The sequence below is a fragment of the Nocardiopsis chromatogenes YIM 90109 genome (assembly GCF_000341185.1).
Taxonomy (GTDB): Bacteria; Actinomycetota; Actinomycetes; order Streptosporangiales; family Streptosporangiaceae; genus Nocardiopsis_A; species Nocardiopsis_A chromatogenes.
On record NZ_ANBH01000354.1, the window covers coordinates 1 to 16550 of the forward strand.

The 16550-nt window shown below is 75.4% G+C and carries 18 protein-coding genes and 1 pseudogene; 10 read left to right on the top strand and 9 right to left on the bottom strand.

Annotated elements, in window-relative coordinates; all coding sequences use genetic code 11:
• A partial coding sequence (locus D476_RS0130245) for an MFS transporter (protein WP_017627614.1) occupies nucleotides 1-555 on the top strand: 555 nt, incomplete at its 5' end.
• Nucleotides 556-611: 56 nt separating this feature from the next.
• On the opposite strand, the gene D476_RS0130250 is transcribed toward D476_RS0130245, so the two are convergent.
• Entirely contained in the window at nucleotides 612-1556 is a 945-nt protein-coding gene (locus D476_RS0130250; RefSeq protein ID WP_017627615.1) for an alpha/beta fold hydrolase, read from the bottom strand.
• Between the two features lie 174 nt (nucleotides 1557-1730).
• Here D476_RS0130250 and D476_RS0130255 point away from each other — a divergent pair, with 174 nt between their 5' ends.
• Together D476_RS0130255 and D476_RS0130260 are read left to right on the top strand one after the other, a co-directional pair.
• Nucleotides 1731-2342, top strand: a complete 612-nt coding sequence (locus D476_RS0130255) for a TetR/AcrR family transcriptional regulator (RefSeq protein WP_017627616.1) — start codon at nucleotides 1731-1733, stop codon at nucleotides 2340-2342.
• A gap of 53 nt (nucleotides 2343-2395) precedes the next feature.
• On the top strand, nucleotides 2396-2851 hold the full coding sequence (locus D476_RS0130260; RefSeq protein ID WP_026123999.1) for a VOC family protein: 456 nt from the start codon (nucleotides 2396-2398) through the stop codon (nucleotides 2849-2851).
• A 69-nt stretch (nucleotides 2852-2920) separates the two neighbouring features.
• Here the strand turns inward: D476_RS0130260 and D476_RS0130265 are convergent, their stop codons facing one another.
• The 3 genes from D476_RS0130265 to D476_RS0130275 form a co-directional block, all read right to left on the bottom strand.
• Entirely contained in the window at nucleotides 2921-3703 is a 783-nt protein-coding gene (locus tag D476_RS0130265) for a helix-turn-helix domain-containing protein (RefSeq protein WP_051061884.1), read from the bottom strand.
• A gap of 107 nt (nucleotides 3704-3810) precedes the next feature.
• The gene (locus tag D476_RS39860) at nucleotides 3811-4236 is read right to left on the bottom strand and encodes a hypothetical protein (RefSeq protein ID WP_017627619.1); all 426 of its coding nucleotides are present in this window, start codon (nucleotides 4234-4236) and stop codon (nucleotides 3811-3813) included.
• A 276-nt stretch (nucleotides 4237-4512) separates the two neighbouring features.
• The gene (locus D476_RS0130275; protein WP_017627620.1) at nucleotides 4513-5895 is read right to left on the bottom strand and encodes an FAD-binding oxidoreductase; all 1383 of its coding nucleotides are present in this window, start codon (nucleotides 5893-5895) and stop codon (nucleotides 4513-4515) included.
• 114 nt (nucleotides 5896-6009) lie between these two features.
• Here D476_RS0130275 and D476_RS0130280 point away from each other — a divergent pair, with 114 nt between their 5' ends.
• The 3 genes from D476_RS0130280 to D476_RS0130290 all read left to right on the top strand — a co-directional run bounded on the left by D476_RS0130280 (nucleotide 6010) and on the right by D476_RS0130290 (nucleotide 8184).
• Entirely contained in the window at nucleotides 6010-6987 is a 978-nt protein-coding gene (locus tag D476_RS0130280; RefSeq protein WP_017627621.1) for a helix-turn-helix transcriptional regulator, read from the top strand.
• A 46-nt stretch (nucleotides 6988-7033) separates the two neighbouring features.
• The gene (locus D476_RS0130285; RefSeq protein WP_017627622.1) at nucleotides 7034-7798 is read left to right on the top strand and encodes an SAM-dependent methyltransferase; all 765 of its coding nucleotides are present in this window, start codon (nucleotides 7034-7036) and stop codon (nucleotides 7796-7798) included.
• A gap of 77 nt (nucleotides 7799-7875) precedes the next feature.
• Nucleotides 7876-8184: a PadR family transcriptional regulator gene (locus tag D476_RS0130290; protein WP_017627623.1), complete on the top strand. Its 309-nt coding sequence runs from the start codon at nucleotides 7876-7878 to the stop codon at nucleotides 8182-8184.
• Nucleotides 8185-8247: 63 nt separating this feature from the next.
• Here D476_RS0130290 and chrA read toward each other — a convergent pair whose 3' ends face one another.
• Nucleotides 8248-9555, bottom strand: a complete 1308-nt coding sequence (chrA, locus tag D476_RS0130295) for a chromate efflux transporter (protein WP_017627624.1) — start codon at nucleotides 9553-9555, stop codon at nucleotides 8248-8250.
• 281 nt (nucleotides 9556-9836) lie between these two features.
• Here chrA and D476_RS0130300 point away from each other — a divergent pair, with 281 nt between their 5' ends.
• Together D476_RS0130300 and D476_RS40210 are read left to right on the top strand one after the other, a co-directional pair.
• Nucleotides 9837-10400: a GNAT family N-acetyltransferase gene (locus D476_RS0130300; RefSeq protein ID WP_017627625.1), complete on the top strand. Its 564-nt coding sequence runs from the start codon at nucleotides 9837-9839 to the stop codon at nucleotides 10398-10400.
• A 75-nt stretch (nucleotides 10401-10475) separates the two neighbouring features.
• Nucleotides 10476-10676, top strand: a pseudogene (locus D476_RS40210) (VOC family protein); the annotation flags it as partial.
• 335 nt (nucleotides 10677-11011) lie between these two features.
• Here D476_RS40210 and D476_RS0130305 read toward each other — a convergent pair.
• The 3 genes from D476_RS0130305 to D476_RS0130315 form a co-directional block, all read right to left on the bottom strand.
• Nucleotides 11012-12436: a dicarboxylate/amino acid:cation symporter gene (locus D476_RS0130305; RefSeq protein ID WP_017627626.1), complete on the bottom strand. Its 1425-nt coding sequence runs from the start codon at nucleotides 12434-12436 to the stop codon at nucleotides 11012-11014.
• A 207-nt stretch (nucleotides 12437-12643) separates the two neighbouring features.
• On the bottom strand, nucleotides 12644-13645 hold the full coding sequence (locus tag D476_RS0130310; RefSeq protein ID WP_017627627.1) for an aldo/keto reductase: 1002 nt from the start codon (nucleotides 13643-13645) through the stop codon (nucleotides 12644-12646).
• A gap of 74 nt (nucleotides 13646-13719) precedes the next feature.
• Nucleotides 13720-14160, bottom strand: a complete 441-nt coding sequence (locus D476_RS0130315; RefSeq protein WP_017627628.1) for a hypothetical protein — start codon at nucleotides 14158-14160, stop codon at nucleotides 13720-13722.
• Nucleotides 14161-14285: 125 nt separating this feature from the next.
• Between D476_RS0130315 and D476_RS0130320 the strand changes: the two genes are divergently transcribed.
• On the top strand, nucleotides 14286-15281 hold the full coding sequence (locus tag D476_RS0130320) for an AraC family transcriptional regulator (RefSeq protein ID WP_017627629.1): 996 nt from the start codon (nucleotides 14286-14288) through the stop codon (nucleotides 15279-15281).
• Between the two features lie 426 nt (nucleotides 15282-15707).
• Here D476_RS0130320 and D476_RS0130330 read toward each other — a convergent pair whose 3' ends face one another.
• Nucleotides 15708-16181 carry a hypothetical protein gene (locus tag D476_RS0130330; RefSeq protein WP_239648870.1) on the bottom strand — a complete coding sequence of 158 codons (474 nt, stop codon included), beginning with the start codon at nucleotides 16179-16181 and terminating at the stop codon, nucleotides 15708-15710.
• 170 nt (nucleotides 16182-16351) lie between these two features.
• Here D476_RS0130330 and D476_RS0130335 point away from each other — a divergent pair.
• Nucleotides 16352-16550 (top strand): hypothetical protein (locus D476_RS0130335; protein ID WP_026124002.1); only part of this gene is annotated, 199 nt, incomplete at its 3' end.

The window sequence follows — 16550 nt, forward strand, 5'->3', positions numbered from 1 at the left end:
CGGCGGCGCGCGTCGATGGCGGCGCTGTCCTCGGTCGGGTACATGGGGCTGTGGACCGGGCTGGCGCTGCTGCTGGGCGGCCCGGCCTACGGGTGGTCGACCACGGCCATCGGCCTGTTCGGGCTGCTGGCGGCCGCCGGGCCGGTGGCCACGCAGGTCGCGGGACGCCTGGCCGACCGCGGGCACGTGCGCGCCGTGACCGCGGCCGGGGCGGCCGCCATCGCCGCCGCCTGGGCGGTGCTGTCCGGCGCGGCCGGGGCGCTGCCGCTGCTGGTGGCCGGGCTGCTGCTGGCCGATGTGGGCCAGCAGCTCGTGCTCAACAGCTCCCAGAACGTGCTGTACGCGCTGCGGCCCGAGGCGCGCAACCGGATCAACTCGATCTTCATGACGGTGTTCTTCGGCGGCGGAGCCCTCGGGGCGGGCCTGGCCGGGAGCCTGTGGGGCGCCTGGGGGTGGAACGGCGTGGTGGCGCTGGGGGCGACGGCCGCCCTGGGGGTGGCGGTGCTGTGGGCCGTGGACCGGCGGCGCACCGGGGCCGGGCGCCCCGGCCGCTGAGGCGGGTGCCGCAGGGCCGCAGGCCGCCCCCGGCGCCCGGGTCATCCGCCCGATGCCTACGCCCCGTCGCGGTAGGGGGCCAGGAAGGCGGCCAGCGCCGAGAGCATCGCCTCCGGGGCCTCCTCGGCGGGGTAGTGGCCGCAGTCGGGCAGGACGACGGTGCGCACGTCGTCGGCGGCGGATTCCAGACCCGCGCCGACCGACGCGCCCAGGTTCTCCGCCCCGCCGATCGCCAGGACGGGAAGTGACAGCCGTCGGCCCCTGCGCTCCTGGTTCTGGGCGATGGTCGCATCGAGCGCGCGGTAGAACTCGAAGCTGCACCGCAGGGCCTCGGGGTCGGCGGCGAGCGTGGCGATGTAGTGCCGGACGGCGTGGTCCGGCAGCGCCTTGGCGGACTTGGCGGCGAACTGGTGGCCGAAGAAGAGGTGTTCGCGCCCGCTGACCAGTTCCTCGTTGAGGCCGGTGAGGCGGTTGAAGGCGAAGTGCCAGAGGCGGTCGTTGGCCTCCCGGCCGCCCAGCAGGGGCGGTGTCGGGGTGAGCCCCGGGATCGCGGCCTCGGCGAGGGCCAGGCGCGCGAGCCGGTCGGGGTGGTCGGCGGCCAGGGCATAGCCGGTCCACATCCCGACGTCGTGGCCGACCATGGCGAACCGCCGGTGCCCGAGGGCGTCCATCAGCGCCGCCATGTCGCGTGCCAGGGTGCCGGTGTCGTACCCGTCCCGGGGCTTGTCGGAGAGCCCGACACCGCGCGGATCGGCCGCGACGACCGAGTAGTCCCGGGCCAGCGCGGGCATCAGCAGGCGCCAGGCGTACCAGGTCTGGGGCCAGCCGGCCAGCAGGAGCAGCGGGGGCCCCTCGCCGCCGGTGACGGCGTGCAGGCGGACCTCGCCGGTGTCGACGTACCGGCTGGTGAAGGCGGCGGCGAAGCCGTCCGGGAGGCCGGGCGCGCCGGAGGCGGAGCCGGGGCCGTCGGGGACGGGCAGGGCGGCCGGTGAGGCGGTCATGGTCGTTCCTTCGGCACGGGCGGCACAGGGCCGATGCGGTCTGGTGGAGCGGACCCCGCGAGGGGGCCGCCGGACCACGCTAGACATCTTGGATCGATCGGTCAAAGATAGTTTGACCGATCGATCCAAGATGCGGGTAGGCTCACAGCGCCAGGCGTGTGAAACAGGAGGTCCATGCTCGTGTCCGGCCGCAAGCAGTTCGACGTCGACGCCGCCCTGGACCAGGCCATGCGGGTGTTCTGGCAGCGCGGGTACGCCGAGGCCTCGCTCGACGCCCTGGGGTCGGCCACCGGCCTGGGCCGCGGCTCCCTCTACGGCGCCTTCGGAAGCAAGGACGCCCTGTTCCGCCGGTGCCTCGACCGCTACGCGGACCTCTACGGCGCGCGGTTCGAGCGGGCGCTCGCGGCGCACCCCGGCGACCCGGTGCGGGCGGTCGGGGCGTTCTTCGAGGTGACCCTGGGCCGCATCGCCGACCCCTCGGTCCCCGGCGGCTGCCTCATCGCCCAGTCCGCCGCGCAGGCGCCAACACTGGGCGGGGAGAACGGCGCCAAGGTGCGCGGCCTGCTCGACGCGCAGCGCCGACGGGTGCGCGCGGCGCTGGAGGGGTCCCCGGCCGACCCCCCGGCGCTCGACGCGCTCGCCACCTACGTCGTCGCGGTCAACCAGTCGCTGGCCGTGCTCGGCCGCGCGGGCGCCTCGGACGCCGAGCTGCGCTCCGTGGCCGAGCTGGCCTGCACGACGGTGGGCGACACGCTCGCCCGGGCGGCGCCGGGGCCCGGCTCCTGAGGCTGAACGGCCTCCGGCCCCGCCGTGTCGGCGGCGGGTGGCAGGGTGCGCCCATGAGGACGACGCTGCAATTGGCCATCGACTGCGCCGACCCGCGGCGCCTCGTGGAGTTCTGGTGCGCGGCCCTGGGGTACGTGCCCGAGCCCGCCCCGGACGGGTACGCCACCTGGCGCGAGTACTGGCTCGCCTCGGGCGCGCCCGAGGAGGAGGTCCCGCCGGGCGCGGGCGAGGAGCCCGAGTCCATCGTCGACCCGGACGGGGCGGGTCCGCGGATCTGGTTCCAGGTGGTGCCCGAGGCCAAGGCGGGCAAGAACCGCCTGCACCTGGACCTGATGGTCGGCGGCGGCCGCTCGGCCCCCTATGCCGACCGCCGCGCCCGGGTCGGGGCCGAGGCCGAGCGCCTCACCGCGCTCGGCGCCCGCGTGCTGCGGGTGATGGACCACCCCGACGGGGGCTACTACGCCGTGGTGATGCAGGACCCGGAGGGCAACGAGTTCTGCACGGCGTGAGGGCCGGACCGGCCGCGCCGAGGCGCCCCCGGCGCTGACGCGCGATCGCCCCCAGGGGGCTCGGACCGCTCAGGCGGACAGGTCGGCCGCACGGGCGCCCAGCGCCTGGGCGGTGGCGCGGTCGGCCGGGTAGAACGACTCGATCACCAGCTCGGCGACGGTCACGTCCAGCGGTGTTCCGAAGGTGGCCACGGTGCTGATGAACGACAGCTCACCGCCGTCCCCGGAGCGCATGCGCAGCGGGACCGCGATGGGGGAGGGGCGCGGAGGCGCCTGCGCCCCCTCCGCGCCGGTGCCGGTGCGCGGGTAGGCCTCCAGCTCCCTGTACAGCTCGCCCAGCGCCGCGTCGCCGCTCCACTCCACCTGGCCGTGCAGCCGGTGCAGCAGGTGGGCGCGCCACTGCTCCAGGTTGGCGATGCGCGGTGCCATGCCCTCGGGGTGCAGGCTCAGCCGCAGCACGTTGACCGGGGGCTCAAGCAGGTGGGCGGCGACGCCGTCGAGCAGGGCCGCGACGGCGCCGTTGGCCTCCACCAGGTCCCAGGAGCGGTCCACCACCACGGCCGGGTAGGGCTCGTGCCCGGCGAGCACCTGGTGCACCGCCTCGCGCACCGGCGCCATCTGCTCCCCCTCCAAGGGGGACTCGCCGAACTCGGGGGCGTAGCCACCGGCCAGCAGCAGCCGGTTGCGCTCGCGCAAGGGGACCTCCAGGTGCTCGCCCAGGCGCAGGAGCATCGCCCGGCTGGGGTGGGAGCGGCCGGTCTCCAGGAAGCTCAGGTGGCGGGCCGACACCTCGGCCTTGATCGACAGCTCCAGCTGGCTGACGCGCCTGCGGGTGCGCCACTGCCGGAGCATGGCGCCCACGGACTGCGCCGCGCGTACTCGGACCCCGCCCACCGTTCCCCCTCCCGGGCGGCGCGCGGTGTGCGCGCCGCCGGTCGCAGTATGCACGGAGGGCGGGGTCACCGGGCGCGGCGCAGGGCGAGCGCCTCGGCGACCGTGATGGGGGCCAGCGCCGCGGCCTGGACGGCGACGGCGGCCGTCCCCAGGAGCGTGGGGCCGAAGGCGCCGCTGAACGCCAGGAGCGCGCTGGCGATGATCCAGGCGGCGTTGAGGGCGACGACGAACCGCACGGCCGACGGGGCGACCCGGCCCCGGGCGGCCAGCCAGGCCAGGAACCCGGCGAAGGCCACCAGGAAGAGCCCGGCCCCGGCCAGGAAGGGCACCGGGTACCCCAGCGGCCCGGTGAGCCAGGGGGAGGCGGCGGCGAGCAGGCCGCCGGTGGCGGCGCAGGCCAGGGCGTCCACGCGCAGGGCCAGCCGGACGGCGGGGGTTCCGGCGCCGACGGCGTCCGGGGCGATGGGGGAGCGGGCGGTGTTCGAGGCCATGGCGGCCTCCTCTCGGGGCGTTTCCGATGTGGCCCCTTGAGCATCGCGAGCGCCGGTAGCGGTGTCGATTACGTGGGAGGTAAGCACCCGCCCCACGCCTGGCGGCGACCCCCGGAATCAGCGCGGTGGCTCAGAAGGACGGTCCTTGAGGTACCGGACGCCGTCGTCGACCTCCGCGAGCCGGGCACGGAGGGAAGGGCGCACGGACAGGCATGACCGCGCGGGGCGGAGCCTCGTCCATGACTCCCCGCCCCGCGTCTCAGGCGTCGACCGGCCTCAGTCCACGCGGTGGCCGAAGGCGAACACGTCGGACGGGTCGTGCTCGGCCTTCAGACGCCTGAGCAGGGCCACGTCCTCGTCCGTGTAGGCGCTGCGCACCACTTCCGGCGTGCTCGACTCCCCGCTCGGCAGGAAGGTGGGCAGGCGCCCCAGCGACCAGGGCCCCAGGGCCGCGGCGGCCTCCCGGACGCGGCCCGCCGCCCCGGGGTCGACCTTCCCGCCCGGCATGGTCAGCACGTTGGCGAAGTAGGCCGCCCCCCGGTGGCCCGCCATCGCCTGCCCCGCCCCGGCAAGCGCACCGCCCATGTGCCGCACCTCGGCGATGACCGGGCCGCCCGGCCCCGGCGCGACGGCCCTGCCCAGGGCGCCCAGCGCCTCGCCCGGCAGGTCCCGCACCACCGCCGTGTCGCCGAACCAGGCCACGGGCGTGTCCGGCTCGGCATGCACGCTGCCCGACTCGCACGCGGGCATCTCCCTCAGCGCGCCCATCAGCACCGCCCCGGCGTCGAGGCGCTCCACCAGCCCCCGCCCCCGCTCGGCCGGGCCCGTATAGGCGATGCGCACGTGCATGACGGTGCGCCCGGCGATCGCCTCGGGCACCCCGGGCGCATCCGGGACGGGGACCACCGCGGCCGAGGAGTTCATCTCCGGCGGCAGGTCCCGCGTCCAGTCCACGTAGGCGCCGAACGCGGCTGCGGGGTCGGCGGCGCCGTAGTAGAGGCCGCCGCCGAAGATGCCCTCCAGCTCCACCAGCCCGGTCTCGACCTCGGTCACGGCGGCCAGGCCCCCGCGGCCGCCCAGGAGCCCCCGCAGCAGGTCCGGGTCGTCGGCGGGGGTCAGTGTGCGCAGGCGCCCGTCGGCGGTGACGGCCCGCACCGAGCGCACCCGGTCGGCCGCCCATCCGAAGGTGCGGCCCAGCAGCGGCAGCCCTGCGCCCAGCAGGTAGCCCACGGCGCCCACGTGCGGGGCCGACCCGCTGAGGGCTGCCAGGCCGTGCTCGGCCGCCGCCCGGGCCACCGCGCCCCAGCGGGCGCCCGCCTGGATGCGTGCGGTGCGCCGGTGCGGGTCGATGCCCACCTCCGCCATGCGGCGCGTGGTGATGAGCAGGCCCCCGTCGGCGGGGGTGCCCGGGCCGTGCCCGGTGCCCTGCACCGCCGCCTTCATCCCGCGCTCGGCGGCGAAGGCCACCGCCAGGCGCACGTCCTCCTCGCACGCCGCGCCCACCACCAGGCGGGGCCGGTGCGGAACCGAGGTCTGGAAGTTGGCGCACTCGGCGTCGAACCCCTCGTCCCCGGCGAGCAGGACCGGCCCGCGCACCGCCTCCGCCAGCGCCCGCGCGCCCCCGCCCGGCCCGTCGGTGGCCCTGGTCGTCTCGCCCATGCCCGTCCCTTCGTCGCTGCTGTCCGGGGCCCGCCCCCGGGCTCCGGCTGACGCCGGGGAGCATCCCGGCAAAACTTGACACTTGCCGTCATGTTTTTGGGCCAGCATGGAGGAATGAAGTCCGACCGGCTGCTGTCGATCCTGCTGCTGTTGCAGACCCGCTCGCGCGTGACCGCCGCCGAGCTGGCCGAGCGCCTGGAGGTGTCGGTGCGCACGGTCCACCGCGACGTCGAGGCGCTCTCGGCCGCCGGGGTGCCGGTCTACGCCGAGCGCGGGCGGCGCGGCGGCATCGCGCTGCTGCCGGGGTTCCGCACCGACGTGAGCGGGCTGACCGCCCCCGAGGCCCAGGCCCTGTTCGTCCTGGCCTCCGGCGGCGCGCACGGCGCCCTGGGGCTGGACGGTGCGCTGGGCTCGGCGCTGCGCAAGGTCATGGCTGCCCTTCCGGCCCCGCACCGGCCCGCCGCCGAGCAGATGAGCAGGCGCATCATCGTCGAGGCCGAGCGCTGGCGCAGCGGCCCGCGCGCCGACGCCGATCTGCGCGTGCTGCAGGGGGCGCTCTTCGGCGACCGGCGGCTGCTTCTGGGCTACCGGCACGGCGGCGGCCGCGAGGCCGAGTACACCGCCGACCCCTACGCGCTGGTGGCCAAGGCCGGGGTCTGGTACCTGGCGGCCGATGTGGCGGGGGAGCCGCGCCTGTTCCGCGCCGACCGCGTGCTGTGGGCCCGGGAGCTTGAGGAGCCGGTGCGCAGGCGTCCGGGGCAGGACCCGGCGGCGGTGTGGGAGGAGCTGCGCGGGCAGGTGGAGCGCCGCCCTGAGGGGGTGAGGGTGCGCGTCCGTGTGCGCGCGTCCAAGGCGGCGCTGTTCACCCGCATCGTCGGCCCCTTCCTGGCCGAGCCGCCCGAGCCGGTGGCGGGCCGCCAGTGGTGCGGGGCGGTGCTGGCCTACCCCGAGGTGCGGGCCGTGCGCCAGCTCCTGCAGTTCGGCGCCGACGTACTGGTGTCGGAGCCGCAGAGCGCGCGGGAGGTCATGGCCGAGGAGGCCGCGGCGCTGGCCGCGCTGTACGGCCCGCAGGGGGAGGGAAGGCGGGAGTGAAAACCGGTGGCGCGCCCGTGCGGGCCGGGCCATGATCGGTGGCGCTATGACTGATACGAGCTCCGACGTCGCCGACGTCCTGCGCTTCCATGAACGCCTTGAGGCCCGCAACCGCATCCTCAACCCCTTGTCCGAGGCCAAGCTCGACCTGCTCGGCCGGATCTGCGTGCCCGGGGAGGGGGCGCGCGTGCTCGACCTGGCCAGCGGGAAAGGGGAGATGCTGTGCCGGTGGGCCCGCGACCTGGGCGTCCGGGGCACCGGGGTCGACCTGAGCCCGGTGTTCGTCGCCGACGCCCGCGCGCGGGCGGAGGAGACCGGGGTGGCCGCCCGGGTGGAGTTCGTCGAGCAGGACGCCACCTCCTATGAGGCCGGTGCGGGCTCCTTCGACGTGGTCTCCTGCCTGGGCGCGACGTGGATCGGGTCCGGGCTCGCGGGGACGCTGGAGCTGATGGCCCCGGCCCTGGCCGAGGGCGGGACCATGCTGGTGGGGGAGGTGTTCTGGCACGGCGAGCCCTCGCAGGGCGCCCTGGAGGCCCACGGGATGGCGCGCGGGGACTACGCCGACCTGGCCGGGACGGTCGAGCGGATCGCCGCCGCCGGGTTCGAGACGGTGGAGGCGGTGCTGGCCTCCCCCGACGACTGGGACCGGTACATGGGGCCGCAGTGGTGGGCGGGCCACGCGTGGCTGCGCGCGAACCCCGGCCACCCGGACGAGGAGGCGATGCGCGCCTTCCTGCGCCGCGGCCACGACGCCTACCTGAGGTTCGGGCGCGCGGAGATGGGGTGGGGCGTGTTCGTCCTGCGCCGCTGAGCGCAGGCGGGTATCGGCGCCCGATATCGGCTCCGTGGCATAGGGTGCGGGCAGGGCCGTGGGCGAGGAGGCGAGGGATGCGCGACTTCATCCGGGGGGCGGTGCGGCTGCACATCCTGCACCACGCGGCCGAGGGGGAGATCCACGGCGCCTGGATGACGCGGGAGCTGGCGGCGCACGGCTACGACATCAGCCCCGGGACGCTCTACCCGACGCTGCACCGCCTGGAGGCCGACGGGCTGCTGGTGTCCGAGCAGCGCGTGGTCGAGGGGCGCACCCGGCGCGTCTACGAGGCGACCGAGCAGGGGCGGCGGGTCCTGGCCGGGGACCGCGCCGCCCTGCGCGAGCTGGCGCGCGAGGTGCTGGGGGCCGAGGTGCCCGAGTAGGGCCGCCGGACGGCCGGTCCGCGGTTCCCGGCCGGCTCCGGGGGCGCCCCGGGACGGCGCGCCCTACAGCAGCGCGAAGCCCGCCGCCCCGGCCGCCACCACCACGGCCCAGGCCGGGGTGCGCCACACCGCCAGGGCGACGAACGCCGCCGCCGCGACCGCCATCGTCGCCGCGGACGTCACCCCTTCGGTGAACACCGGGTCGTACAGCGCGGCGGCCAGGATGCCCACCACCGCGGCGCCCGCCCCGGCCACGGCGGCGCGGGCGCGGGCATCGGCGCGCAGCCGGTCCCAGAACGGCAGGGCCCCGGCCACCAGCAGCGCCGAGGGGGCGAAGACGGCGGCCAGCGCCACCGCCGCCCCCAGCAGGGGGCTTCCGGCGACGGGGATCAGCGCCCCCAGGTAGGCGGCGAAGGTGAACAGCGGCCCGGGCACGGCCTGCGCGGCGCCGTAGCCCGCAAGGAACGACTCGCGCTCCACCGCGCCGGAGCCGACCGCCTCGGACTCCAGCAGCGGCAGGACCACGTGCCCGCCGCCGAATACCAGCGCACCGGCCCGGTAGAAGCCGTCGGCGAGCATGAGCGCGGTGGAGGGGAACAGCGCCGCCAGGGCGGGCAGCGCGGCCAGTAGGACGCCGAAGGCGGCCAGGAAGCCCAGGGCGGTGCGGCGCCGCACCGGAGTGGCGGCGGGCGCGGGCCCCGCGTCCCCGGGCCGGTCCCCGGGGCCGCCGCCGTCGGCGGGTCCGGGGAAGGAGTCCCCCTCCCCGCTGCCCGCCCGGTCCGCACCGGAGGGCTCGCGCAGCAGGAGCAGCCCGGCGGCGGCCCCGGCGGCGATGGCCGCAACCTGGCTCAGGGACGAGGGCAGCAGCAGGACCAGGACCATGGCCGCCAGGGCGACCGAGGCGCGGCGCACACCGGTGGCGAGCTTGGCGGCCATGCCCGACAGCGCGTGGGCCACGACCGCCGCTGCGGCCGCCTTCAATCCGAGCAGCCACCCGGCCCCGGGTTCGGGCGCCAGCGCCTGGGCGCCCAGGGCGAAGGCCACCATGAGCGCCGCCGAGGGCAGGGTGAAGGCGGCCCAGGCGGCGGCCATCCCGGCGTACCCGGCGCGGCGCAGCCCCAGGGCCATGCCGACCTGGCTGGAGGCGGGCCCGGGGAGGAACTGGCACAGGGCGACCAGGTCGGTGTACTCGCGCTCGCCCAGCCAGCGGCGCCGGACCACGAACGCGTCATGGAAGTAGCCCAGGTGCGCGACCGGCCCGCCGAAGGAGGTCAGCCCCAGTGCGAGGAAGGCCCCGAAGACCTCCCGGACGGTCCCGCGGGGGCCCACCGGTCCGTGTGCGCGGCGCTCCGGCAGGGGCGGCGTGGCCATGGTCCTCCTCCGCGAGGCGGGGAACGGAATATCGGGACCCGATATCGGAGCGCGATATGGGAGCGACTTTACCGTACGGGCCGGTGCGAGGGCGATCGCGCCCCTGGGGCCGCCGCCCGCACTGGGACGGGACCGGCCGCCCGAACGCCGCCGCGGCGCCGGTGCCCGCGCCCGCCGCCGTTCCGGCCGGTTCCCGAGCGGGCGTAGCATTATGCCTTGCCAGGTCGCCCCGCGTGCTCCCAGAATGCGGCGGGGGACCGCCAAGGGACGTCGGAGGGAACATGCGCGAGGGCATCCGGTTCACCGAACACGTCGCCGGGGCCCGGCTCCGCCAGGCATCCGAAGACGACGTCAAGGCCGTGGTGGACCTGGTCAACGCCGCCTACCGGGGCGAGGAGGCCAGGAAGGGCTGGACGACCGAGGCCGACCTCCTGGACGGCCAGAGGGTGGACGCCGAGGGCGTGAGCGAGCTGATCGCCTCCCCCGACACGCTCGTGGTCCTGGCCGAGGACACCGGTACCCAGGAGCTCCTTGCCTGCTGCGAGCTGCGCGGCGACCACGGGGGCGACGCTTACTTCGGCATGTTCTCGGTCGGTCCCCTGGCCCAGGGGCGCGGGCTCGGCCGTGCGATCCTCGCCGAGGCCGAGGTCCAGGCCGCCCGGGTGTGGGGCGCCCGCCGCATGACCATGCTGGTGATCCGCCAGCGCGAGGCCCTCATCGCCTGGTACGAGCGCCGCGGCTACGCCCTGACCGGCAAGAGCGCCCCCTTCCCCTACGGCGACGAGCGCTTCGGCATCCCGCTCCGCGACGACCTGGAGTTCGTCGAGCTCGCCAAGGAGCTGTGAGCGGGGCGGTGCCCGCGCCGTTCTCCGTTCCGCACCCGGCGCCCTCGGCCCGGGTCCGCATAGGGTCGGACCACCGTGACCGACCTTCCCGGGGTTAACCGTCTGACCCTGTCCACGACCGACGTGGACCGGTTCGTGGCCTTCTACTCGGACCTGCTCGGAGCCGAGCCGACGTTCGAGCGCGCCGCGACGCCCACCGCCCCTCGGGCTGTGGCCTTCGGCGTCGGCGGGAACGACCACCTGATGGTCGTCGAGGCCGCCACCGCCCCCGCCGCGGGGCCCGGCCCCTGGGTCGCGCGGGATGGGGGCTGCGCGTGGAGTCGCACGAGCGGCTGTGCGAGGTCCGTGAACGGATCGCGGCCGCCGGATGGCCGGTCGGGACCCTGCCCGCGCAGTGGACGATGCCGGTCCGCGACCCCGACGGGCGCCCTATGGACGTCCGGGCCCACCGCCCCCGCCCCTCACCGCCGCCACCTGCGGCGGGCTGACGGGCGCCCCGCCTTCGAGCCGCGCTCCCGGCCGCGCCACGCAGGCCGGGCCGGGGATATCCGCGCGCACACGCCTGCGGCCCCGGCATCGCGCCGGGGCCGCAGCGGTGTCTCAGGGCGGGGTCAGGCGGATCCGCCCTTGTCGGCCCCTTCGGCCGCCCCGCCCGCTTCGGAGGCCGAGGCCCCCTCGGGCTCGGGTGCGCCGTCCGGTCCGCCGCCGGGCGGGGCACCGGCCCCGGCCTCCCCGTCCCCTGCCGTGTCCTGCGGCGCGTCGGAATCGGCCAGCATGCCCTTCTCGGTCCCGGCGATGATGCGGGTACCGGTCAGGTCGCCGGTGACGTTGCACATGGTGCGGGCCATGTCGAGGATCGCGTCGATCCCGGCGACCAGGGCCACGGGCGCCATGGGCAGCCCGGTGGAGGTGACCGTCATGGACAGCATGATCAGCCCGGCGCCGGGCACCCCGGCGGTGCCCACCGAGGCCAGCACGCCCACCGCCACCACGGTGAGGAGCTGGGAGACCGTCAGGTCGACCCCGGCGACGTTGGCGACGAACACGGTCGCCGCGCCCACGTAGATGGCGGTTCCGTCCATGTTGATGGTGGCACCCAGCGGCAGGCTGAAACCGTAGACGCCCTCGTGCACGCCCATCTTCTCGGCGGCCCGGCTGGAGACCGGGAGGGTGCCGCTGGAGGAGCGGGTGACGAAGGCGGTGACCATGGGGTCCTTGGCGGCGCCGAAGAAGCGGCGCACGTTGGCCCGGAAGGCCAGCAGCAGCAGGACATAGACGCCGATCTGCAGGGCGATGGCGAAGTAGACGACGCCGGTGAGCTTGGCCAGCGGCAGGATCGCCGCCACACCGGTGTCGGCCATCACGCCCGCGATGAGGGCGAAGACACCGACCGGGGCGTACTGCAGGACGCCGCGGATGACCAGGAAGACCAGCTCGACCGCGCCGTCCACGCCGCGCCGCAGGAACAGGCCCAGGCCGCGCACACGCGCGTCGTCGCTGCCGGTCATGAAGGTCAGCGCGAGCCCGAAGACGATGGCCATCAGCATGATGGCCAGGACGTTGCCGTCGACCAGGGCCTGGAAGGGGTTGTCGGGGACGATGTTGAGCAGCGTCTCCGACAGCGGGGGCCGCTCGGCGGCCTCCTCCCCGTCGCCGGGCATGCTCAATCCCGTGCCCGGGGAGACGAACAGCGCCAGGACCAGGCCGATGGCGATCGCGAACGCCGAGGTGGCCAGGTAGAACAGGAACACCTTGAACCCGATGCGCCCCAGGCGCTGGGGGGTGACCGAGGAGACGCCGGCGATGAGGGTGCTGATGATCAGCGGGAACACCAGCATCTGCAGCAGCCGCAGGAAGATCTGGCCCAGGACCTCCAGGACCTGGCGGACGGCGTCGGTGTTCCACCCGGCGCCGCCGAGCGCGTTCAGGGCCAGTCCGGCGGCCAGTCCGGCGACCAGGGCGATGGCGAGTTTCCAGATCAGGGGAAACTCCAGGTAGCTGCGCCATAGGGAGCGGCGCTCGCTCTGTGGGGACATCAGTGTCCTTCCACATATCGGGGGCACGGAATGGGGGGTTTATACCGGTTCCGCGGCGGCCTACACATCACAACCCCGTCACTGAGCAGGGCACTCGCGATCACGGAGCGCTCTTCCCCGACAAAAGGGATGGCCGGATCCGGCGCCCCGCGCCCCCGGCCCGGGCCCCCGAGGCACCGGGCCGGAGGCGTAGGGCGCCACGGGGCCTCAGGCGTCCGGCGCGGGGTCGGCCGCCTCCAGGGCCTCGCGGTCCTGCGGCGCCAGCTCCAGGTCGGCCGCCTCCAGGGCCTCCTGCAGCTGTCCGGGTGTGCTGGCGCCGAACACCGGCACGACCGGCACGTCGTGCTCCATCAGCCAGGCCAGCACCACCTGGTTGCGGGTGGCTCCGGTGCGCGCGGCCACCCCGTCCAGGGCGGCCAGGCGCCGGCGCGTCCCCGCGTGGTCGTAGAGCTCGGGCAGGGGCCGGTCCCGGCGGGTGTAGGAGCCGTTGAGCAGGGGGGAGTAGGCCATCAGCACCGGGCGCCCGGACACCGGGGAGCCGCGCCGGACGAACTCCAGGATGCCGTCGTCGGCCGCCACCTGCCGCCCGTTGGCCATGGGGTCCCAGTGGCGCGGGCGCAGGTAGGTGTAGCGGTACTGCAGCACCTGCGCCCCCGGGCGGCCGGCGGCAGTGTCGGCGGCCCGCGCGCGCTCCAGCAGCGGCAGCGTGTGGTTGCTCAGCCCCCAGACGCCGATGCGGCCCTCGTCGGCCAGGGACGCGTATGCCTCGGCGGTCTTCTCGATGGGGGTGTCGTGGTCCTCGATGTGCCCGAGGTAGACGTCCAGGCGCGTGGTGCCCAGGCGGCGGGCGCTGGCCTCGGCGGCGGTCTCCAGGGCCGCGGGGGACAGCCCGTCCGAGCCGTCCTCATAGCTCGTACCCGGCGTGCGGGGCAGGGCGCCGGACTTGGTGGACACGACGACCTCCTCGCCGATCCCGCGCGAGGCGCGCCAGCGCCCCAGGAGGGCCTCGCTCTCCCCGCCCCGGGCGCCCGGCGCCCAGAACGCATAGTTGTTCGATGTGTCGACGAAGCTGCCCCCGGCCTCGACGAAGCGGTCCAGCAGCCCGAACGAGGCCGCCTCGTCGACGGTGGTGCCGAAGGGCAGGGCGCCCAGGCACAGGGTGCTCACGCGGCGGGCCGATCGCCCGCTTCCGATGGTGGTGTAGCGCATGGCCGAAGGCTGGCCCCTGGAGTGCACTCCAAGGCAAGCCCCGTTCCGCCCCGAGGCCGTGTTCGGGGACGCGTTCAGGCCCCTTGCGCCGCGGGCCGCCCGTCCGCGGAACCGCCGCCCCCGGGGGCGACGATCCAGGTCTCGTGCAGGTGGTGCCAGCGCAGGCCGTGCCGGGCGGTCGCATCGCGGAGGAAGACCACGGTGCTGCGGCGCACCGAGTGCTCCTGGGCGGAGTCCTGGTGCTCCTCGTAGGCGGCCACGACGGTGGCGTCGTCCTCGGCCACCACGAGCGGCTCGCGGACGGCCAGCACCAGATCCGGCGCGCTTCCGTGTGCGGAGGGGAAGCCCTTCTCCAGCGCGGCGGCGTCCACCACGTCCCCGCCGGGCGCGTAGAGCCGGAACCCGGGGGTGAGCATGCCCAGGAAGTCCTTGAGCGTGCCGGGGTCGGCCTCACCCCGCAGCCAGGCCTCGATGTGGCGGTGGAGTTCGGCGATCTCCTCGACGGCTGCGTGCATTGCGGACTCCTCGTCCTCGCTTGGGGCGCCCCGGTGTCGGCCGGGAGGTGTGTGGGACTTCCAGCCTGCCCTGCCCGACCTGTACCGTCGATGAACGCGAGTCCGATCCCATTGAAGGATCGTCCATGAGAGCCGAAGACGTCACCGTCGGGGCCGACCACCCGCCCGCTTCGGAAGACCTGCTCAGCGCCGTGCTGGCGCCCGTCCGCCTGCGCGGGGTCTACTCCAGCCACTGGTCGGTGCGCGCTCCGTGGAGTGTGCAGGGGCGGTGCGAGCCGTGCGCGGTGGTGCACTACATGTGCGAGGGGTCGTGCGTGGTGAGCATGCCCGGCGACGCCCCGCCGCTGACGCTCGGGCCGGGCGACCTGGCGGTGTTCCCGCACGGCAGCGAGCACGTCGTGGCCGACCGGCCGCAGAGCGCCGCGGTGCCGCTGGAGGCGCTGCTGCCCGGACGGCGGCCCGGGACGGTCGGGCGGGTCAGCATCGACGGCCCCGGGGAGGCGGCGCGGCTGCTGTGCGGGGGTCTGCACTACGACGAGGCGGCGGCGCCCCCGCTGTACCGGGCCCTTCCCGACGTGGTGGTGCTGGACGCGGCCGCGGTGGCGGGCGAGCCGCTGCTGGAGGCGACCCTGGAGTGGCTGTCGTCCGGCACCGACAGGGGCTCTCCGGGGGCCGAGCTGGTGGAGCTGCGCGCCTTCGAGACGGTGTTCGTGCTGGCGCTGCGGGTGGCCGCACTCAAGGCGGGGGTGTCCTCGCCGCTGCTGCGGGCCCTGCGCCACCCGGGGATCGCCCGCGCGCTGCTGGCGGTGCACACGCGCTTCGCCGAGCCGTGGAGCCTGGAGACGCTGGCCGCCGAGGCGGGCATGTCGCGTTCGGCGTTCGCCTCGGCCTTCAGGGGGCTGGTCGGCGAGACCCCGGGGTCGCACCTGCTGGGGCGGCGCATGCAGGAGGCGGCGCGCCTGCTGGGGGAGAGCGACATCCCCTTGAGCCAGGTTCCCGAGCGTGTGGGCTACGGGTCGACGGTCGGGTTCCACCTGGCCTTCCGCAAGCGCTTCGGGCTGACGCCGGGGGAGTTCCGGCGGCGGCGCGACGGTCAGCGGGAGCGCGCCCTGGGGGAGTGAGGCGCGCCGCGGGCGCACCTGCCGCAGCGCCGGGCCGGGTGCGTGTTCTGGGCGCGGTCAGGGCCGGGTAGTCGGGAAGCGTGATGTCGGAGGCGGTGTCGTCGATCAGGCGCAGCACGGCCCGCTTGGCGGCGGCGGAGGCGAACAGCGCGGTGCGCAGCCGATTCCCGGCCACGGTCCGGGGCGCGAGGAAGCGCCCGGCGTTGCCCGTGCGGGCGACCTCGGTGTAGCGGCCCACGATCCGGTCGAAGCGCGCGGAGGCCGCCCGGTGGTCGCCCCCGGCGGCGGCCAGCTCCCCGGCCAGGACGTAGGCGCCCACCAGGGCCAGGCCCGCCTCCTGGCCCGACTCGGGCACGTTCCTGCGCCGGGTGTTCACCGTCCAGCCGGCCCCGGCGGGCATCCTGGTCTCGGTGCTCCGGGGGTTCGTCAGCCAGTCCCATCCGGACCTTGTACGAGCCCTGAGTCATCCGACAGGCGGCCGGCCTGGCCAACGCGCTTGACACGGAAGGCGTCCAAGATTGCGTCGGCGATCAGCGCAGGCATATCGCCGACCGGGCGGCGCACCCCGAGTTGCGCCTCGATCTCATCCGCGATCACTTCGGCGAGTCCACGGGCGACTGCGCGCTTGTCCATCGCACCATCGTCCTCTGTGGCACCTGGATGGGCAGGCCGAAAGGAGCTGAGGTCGATGGCGGCGTGAGCGCGGTTCATGACGGCGTCGTAGCCGTGAGCGTCAAGTTCCGGGAGGATGAGCGGCCCGAGCGCGCCTTGGATGTCGGACAGCACCTTCTGCTCGACCGGTCTCTGAGAATCGATCGAGGTCAGGTCGTACGCGAACTCTGCAAAGGCGATCAGTTCGTAGAGAATCGTCGCCTCGGCCTGCGACATGCTCAGAGTCACGGACCCATCGGGGGCGTCGGTCGTACGCAACGCATCGCTCCTACACCCGCAGGTCAGAGTGTTCCGTCCGGTCCATGATCGGGCGAATCTCGCAGAGGCTACCACCGGCCGGGTGCCAGGCGCGTCTGACGAGAGCAGCCCGCCCGCATCCGTGCGGGCGTCCCCGAGCCATGAGCACCGCGTCCTTCCACCAGCCCGGCCGTCCCGAGGACCTGCCGCCGCCTGAGGTGCTCTGGGCCCACAGCAGGATCGAACTCGGCGCCTACCGCCTCCTCCAAGCACACCCGGGGGAGACCTTCACCTACGACCCGGTGGGGACGACCCACACCCGCGGCCGGTTCACGCTCGGCCCGCACGGCACGCACTTCG

What these genes read in the sequence shown, in the direction of transcription:
- D476_RS0130275 (WP_017627620.1), bottom strand. Translation starts at nt 5,895, where the DNA reads ATGGGCGAGACGACCAGGGCCACCGACGGGCCGGGCGGGGGCGCGCGG.
- D476_RS0130290 (WP_017627623.1), top strand. Translation starts at nt 7,876, where the DNA reads ATGCGCGACTTCATCCGGGGGGCGGTGCGGCTGCACATCCTGCACCAC.
- D476_RS0130285 (WP_017627622.1), top strand. Translation starts at nt 7,034, where the DNA reads ATGACTGATACGAGCTCCGACGTCGCCGACGTCCTGCGCTTCCATGAA.
- D476_RS0130250 (WP_017627615.1), bottom strand. Translation starts at nt 1,556, where the DNA reads ATGACCGCCTCACCGGCCGCCCTGCCCGTCCCCGACGGCCCCGGCTCC.
- D476_RS0130315 (WP_017627628.1), bottom strand. Translation starts at nt 14,160, where the DNA reads ATGCACGCAGCCGTCGAGGAGATCGCCGAACTCCACCGCCACATCGAG.
- chrA (WP_017627624.1), bottom strand. Translation starts at nt 9,555, where the DNA reads ATGGCCACGCCGCCCCTGCCGGAGCGCCGCGCACACGGACCGGTGGGC.
- D476_RS0130310 (WP_017627627.1), bottom strand. Translation starts at nt 13,645, where the DNA reads ATGCGCTACACCACCATCGGAAGCGGGCGATCGGCCCGCCGCGTGAGC.
- D476_RS0130280 (WP_017627621.1), top strand. Translation starts at nt 6,010, where the DNA reads ATGAAGTCCGACCGGCTGCTGTCGATCCTGCTGCTGTTGCAGACCCGC.
- D476_RS39860 (WP_017627619.1), bottom strand. Translation starts at nt 4,236, where the DNA reads ATGGCCTCGAACACCGCCCGCTCCCCCATCGCCCCGGACGCCGTCGGC.
- D476_RS0130260 (WP_026123999.1), top strand. Translation starts at nt 2,396, where the DNA reads ATGAGGACGACGCTGCAATTGGCCATCGACTGCGCCGACCCGCGGCGC.
- D476_RS0130265 (WP_051061884.1), bottom strand. Translation starts at nt 3,703, where the DNA reads ATGCTCCGGCAGTGGCGCACCCGCAGGCGCGTCAGCCAGCTGGAGCTG.
- D476_RS0130320 (WP_017627629.1), top strand. Translation starts at nt 14,286, where the DNA reads ATGAGAGCCGAAGACGTCACCGTCGGGGCCGACCACCCGCCCGCTTCG.
- D476_RS0130300 (WP_017627625.1), top strand. Translation starts at nt 9,837, where the DNA reads ATGCGCGAGGGCATCCGGTTCACCGAACACGTCGCCGGGGCCCGGCTC.
- D476_RS0130305 (WP_017627626.1), bottom strand. Translation starts at nt 12,436, where the DNA reads ATGTCCCCACAGAGCGAGCGCCGCTCCCTATGGCGCAGCTACCTGGAG.
- D476_RS0130255 (WP_017627616.1), top strand. Translation starts at nt 1,731, where the DNA reads ATGCTCGTGTCCGGCCGCAAGCAGTTCGACGTCGACGCCGCCCTGGAC.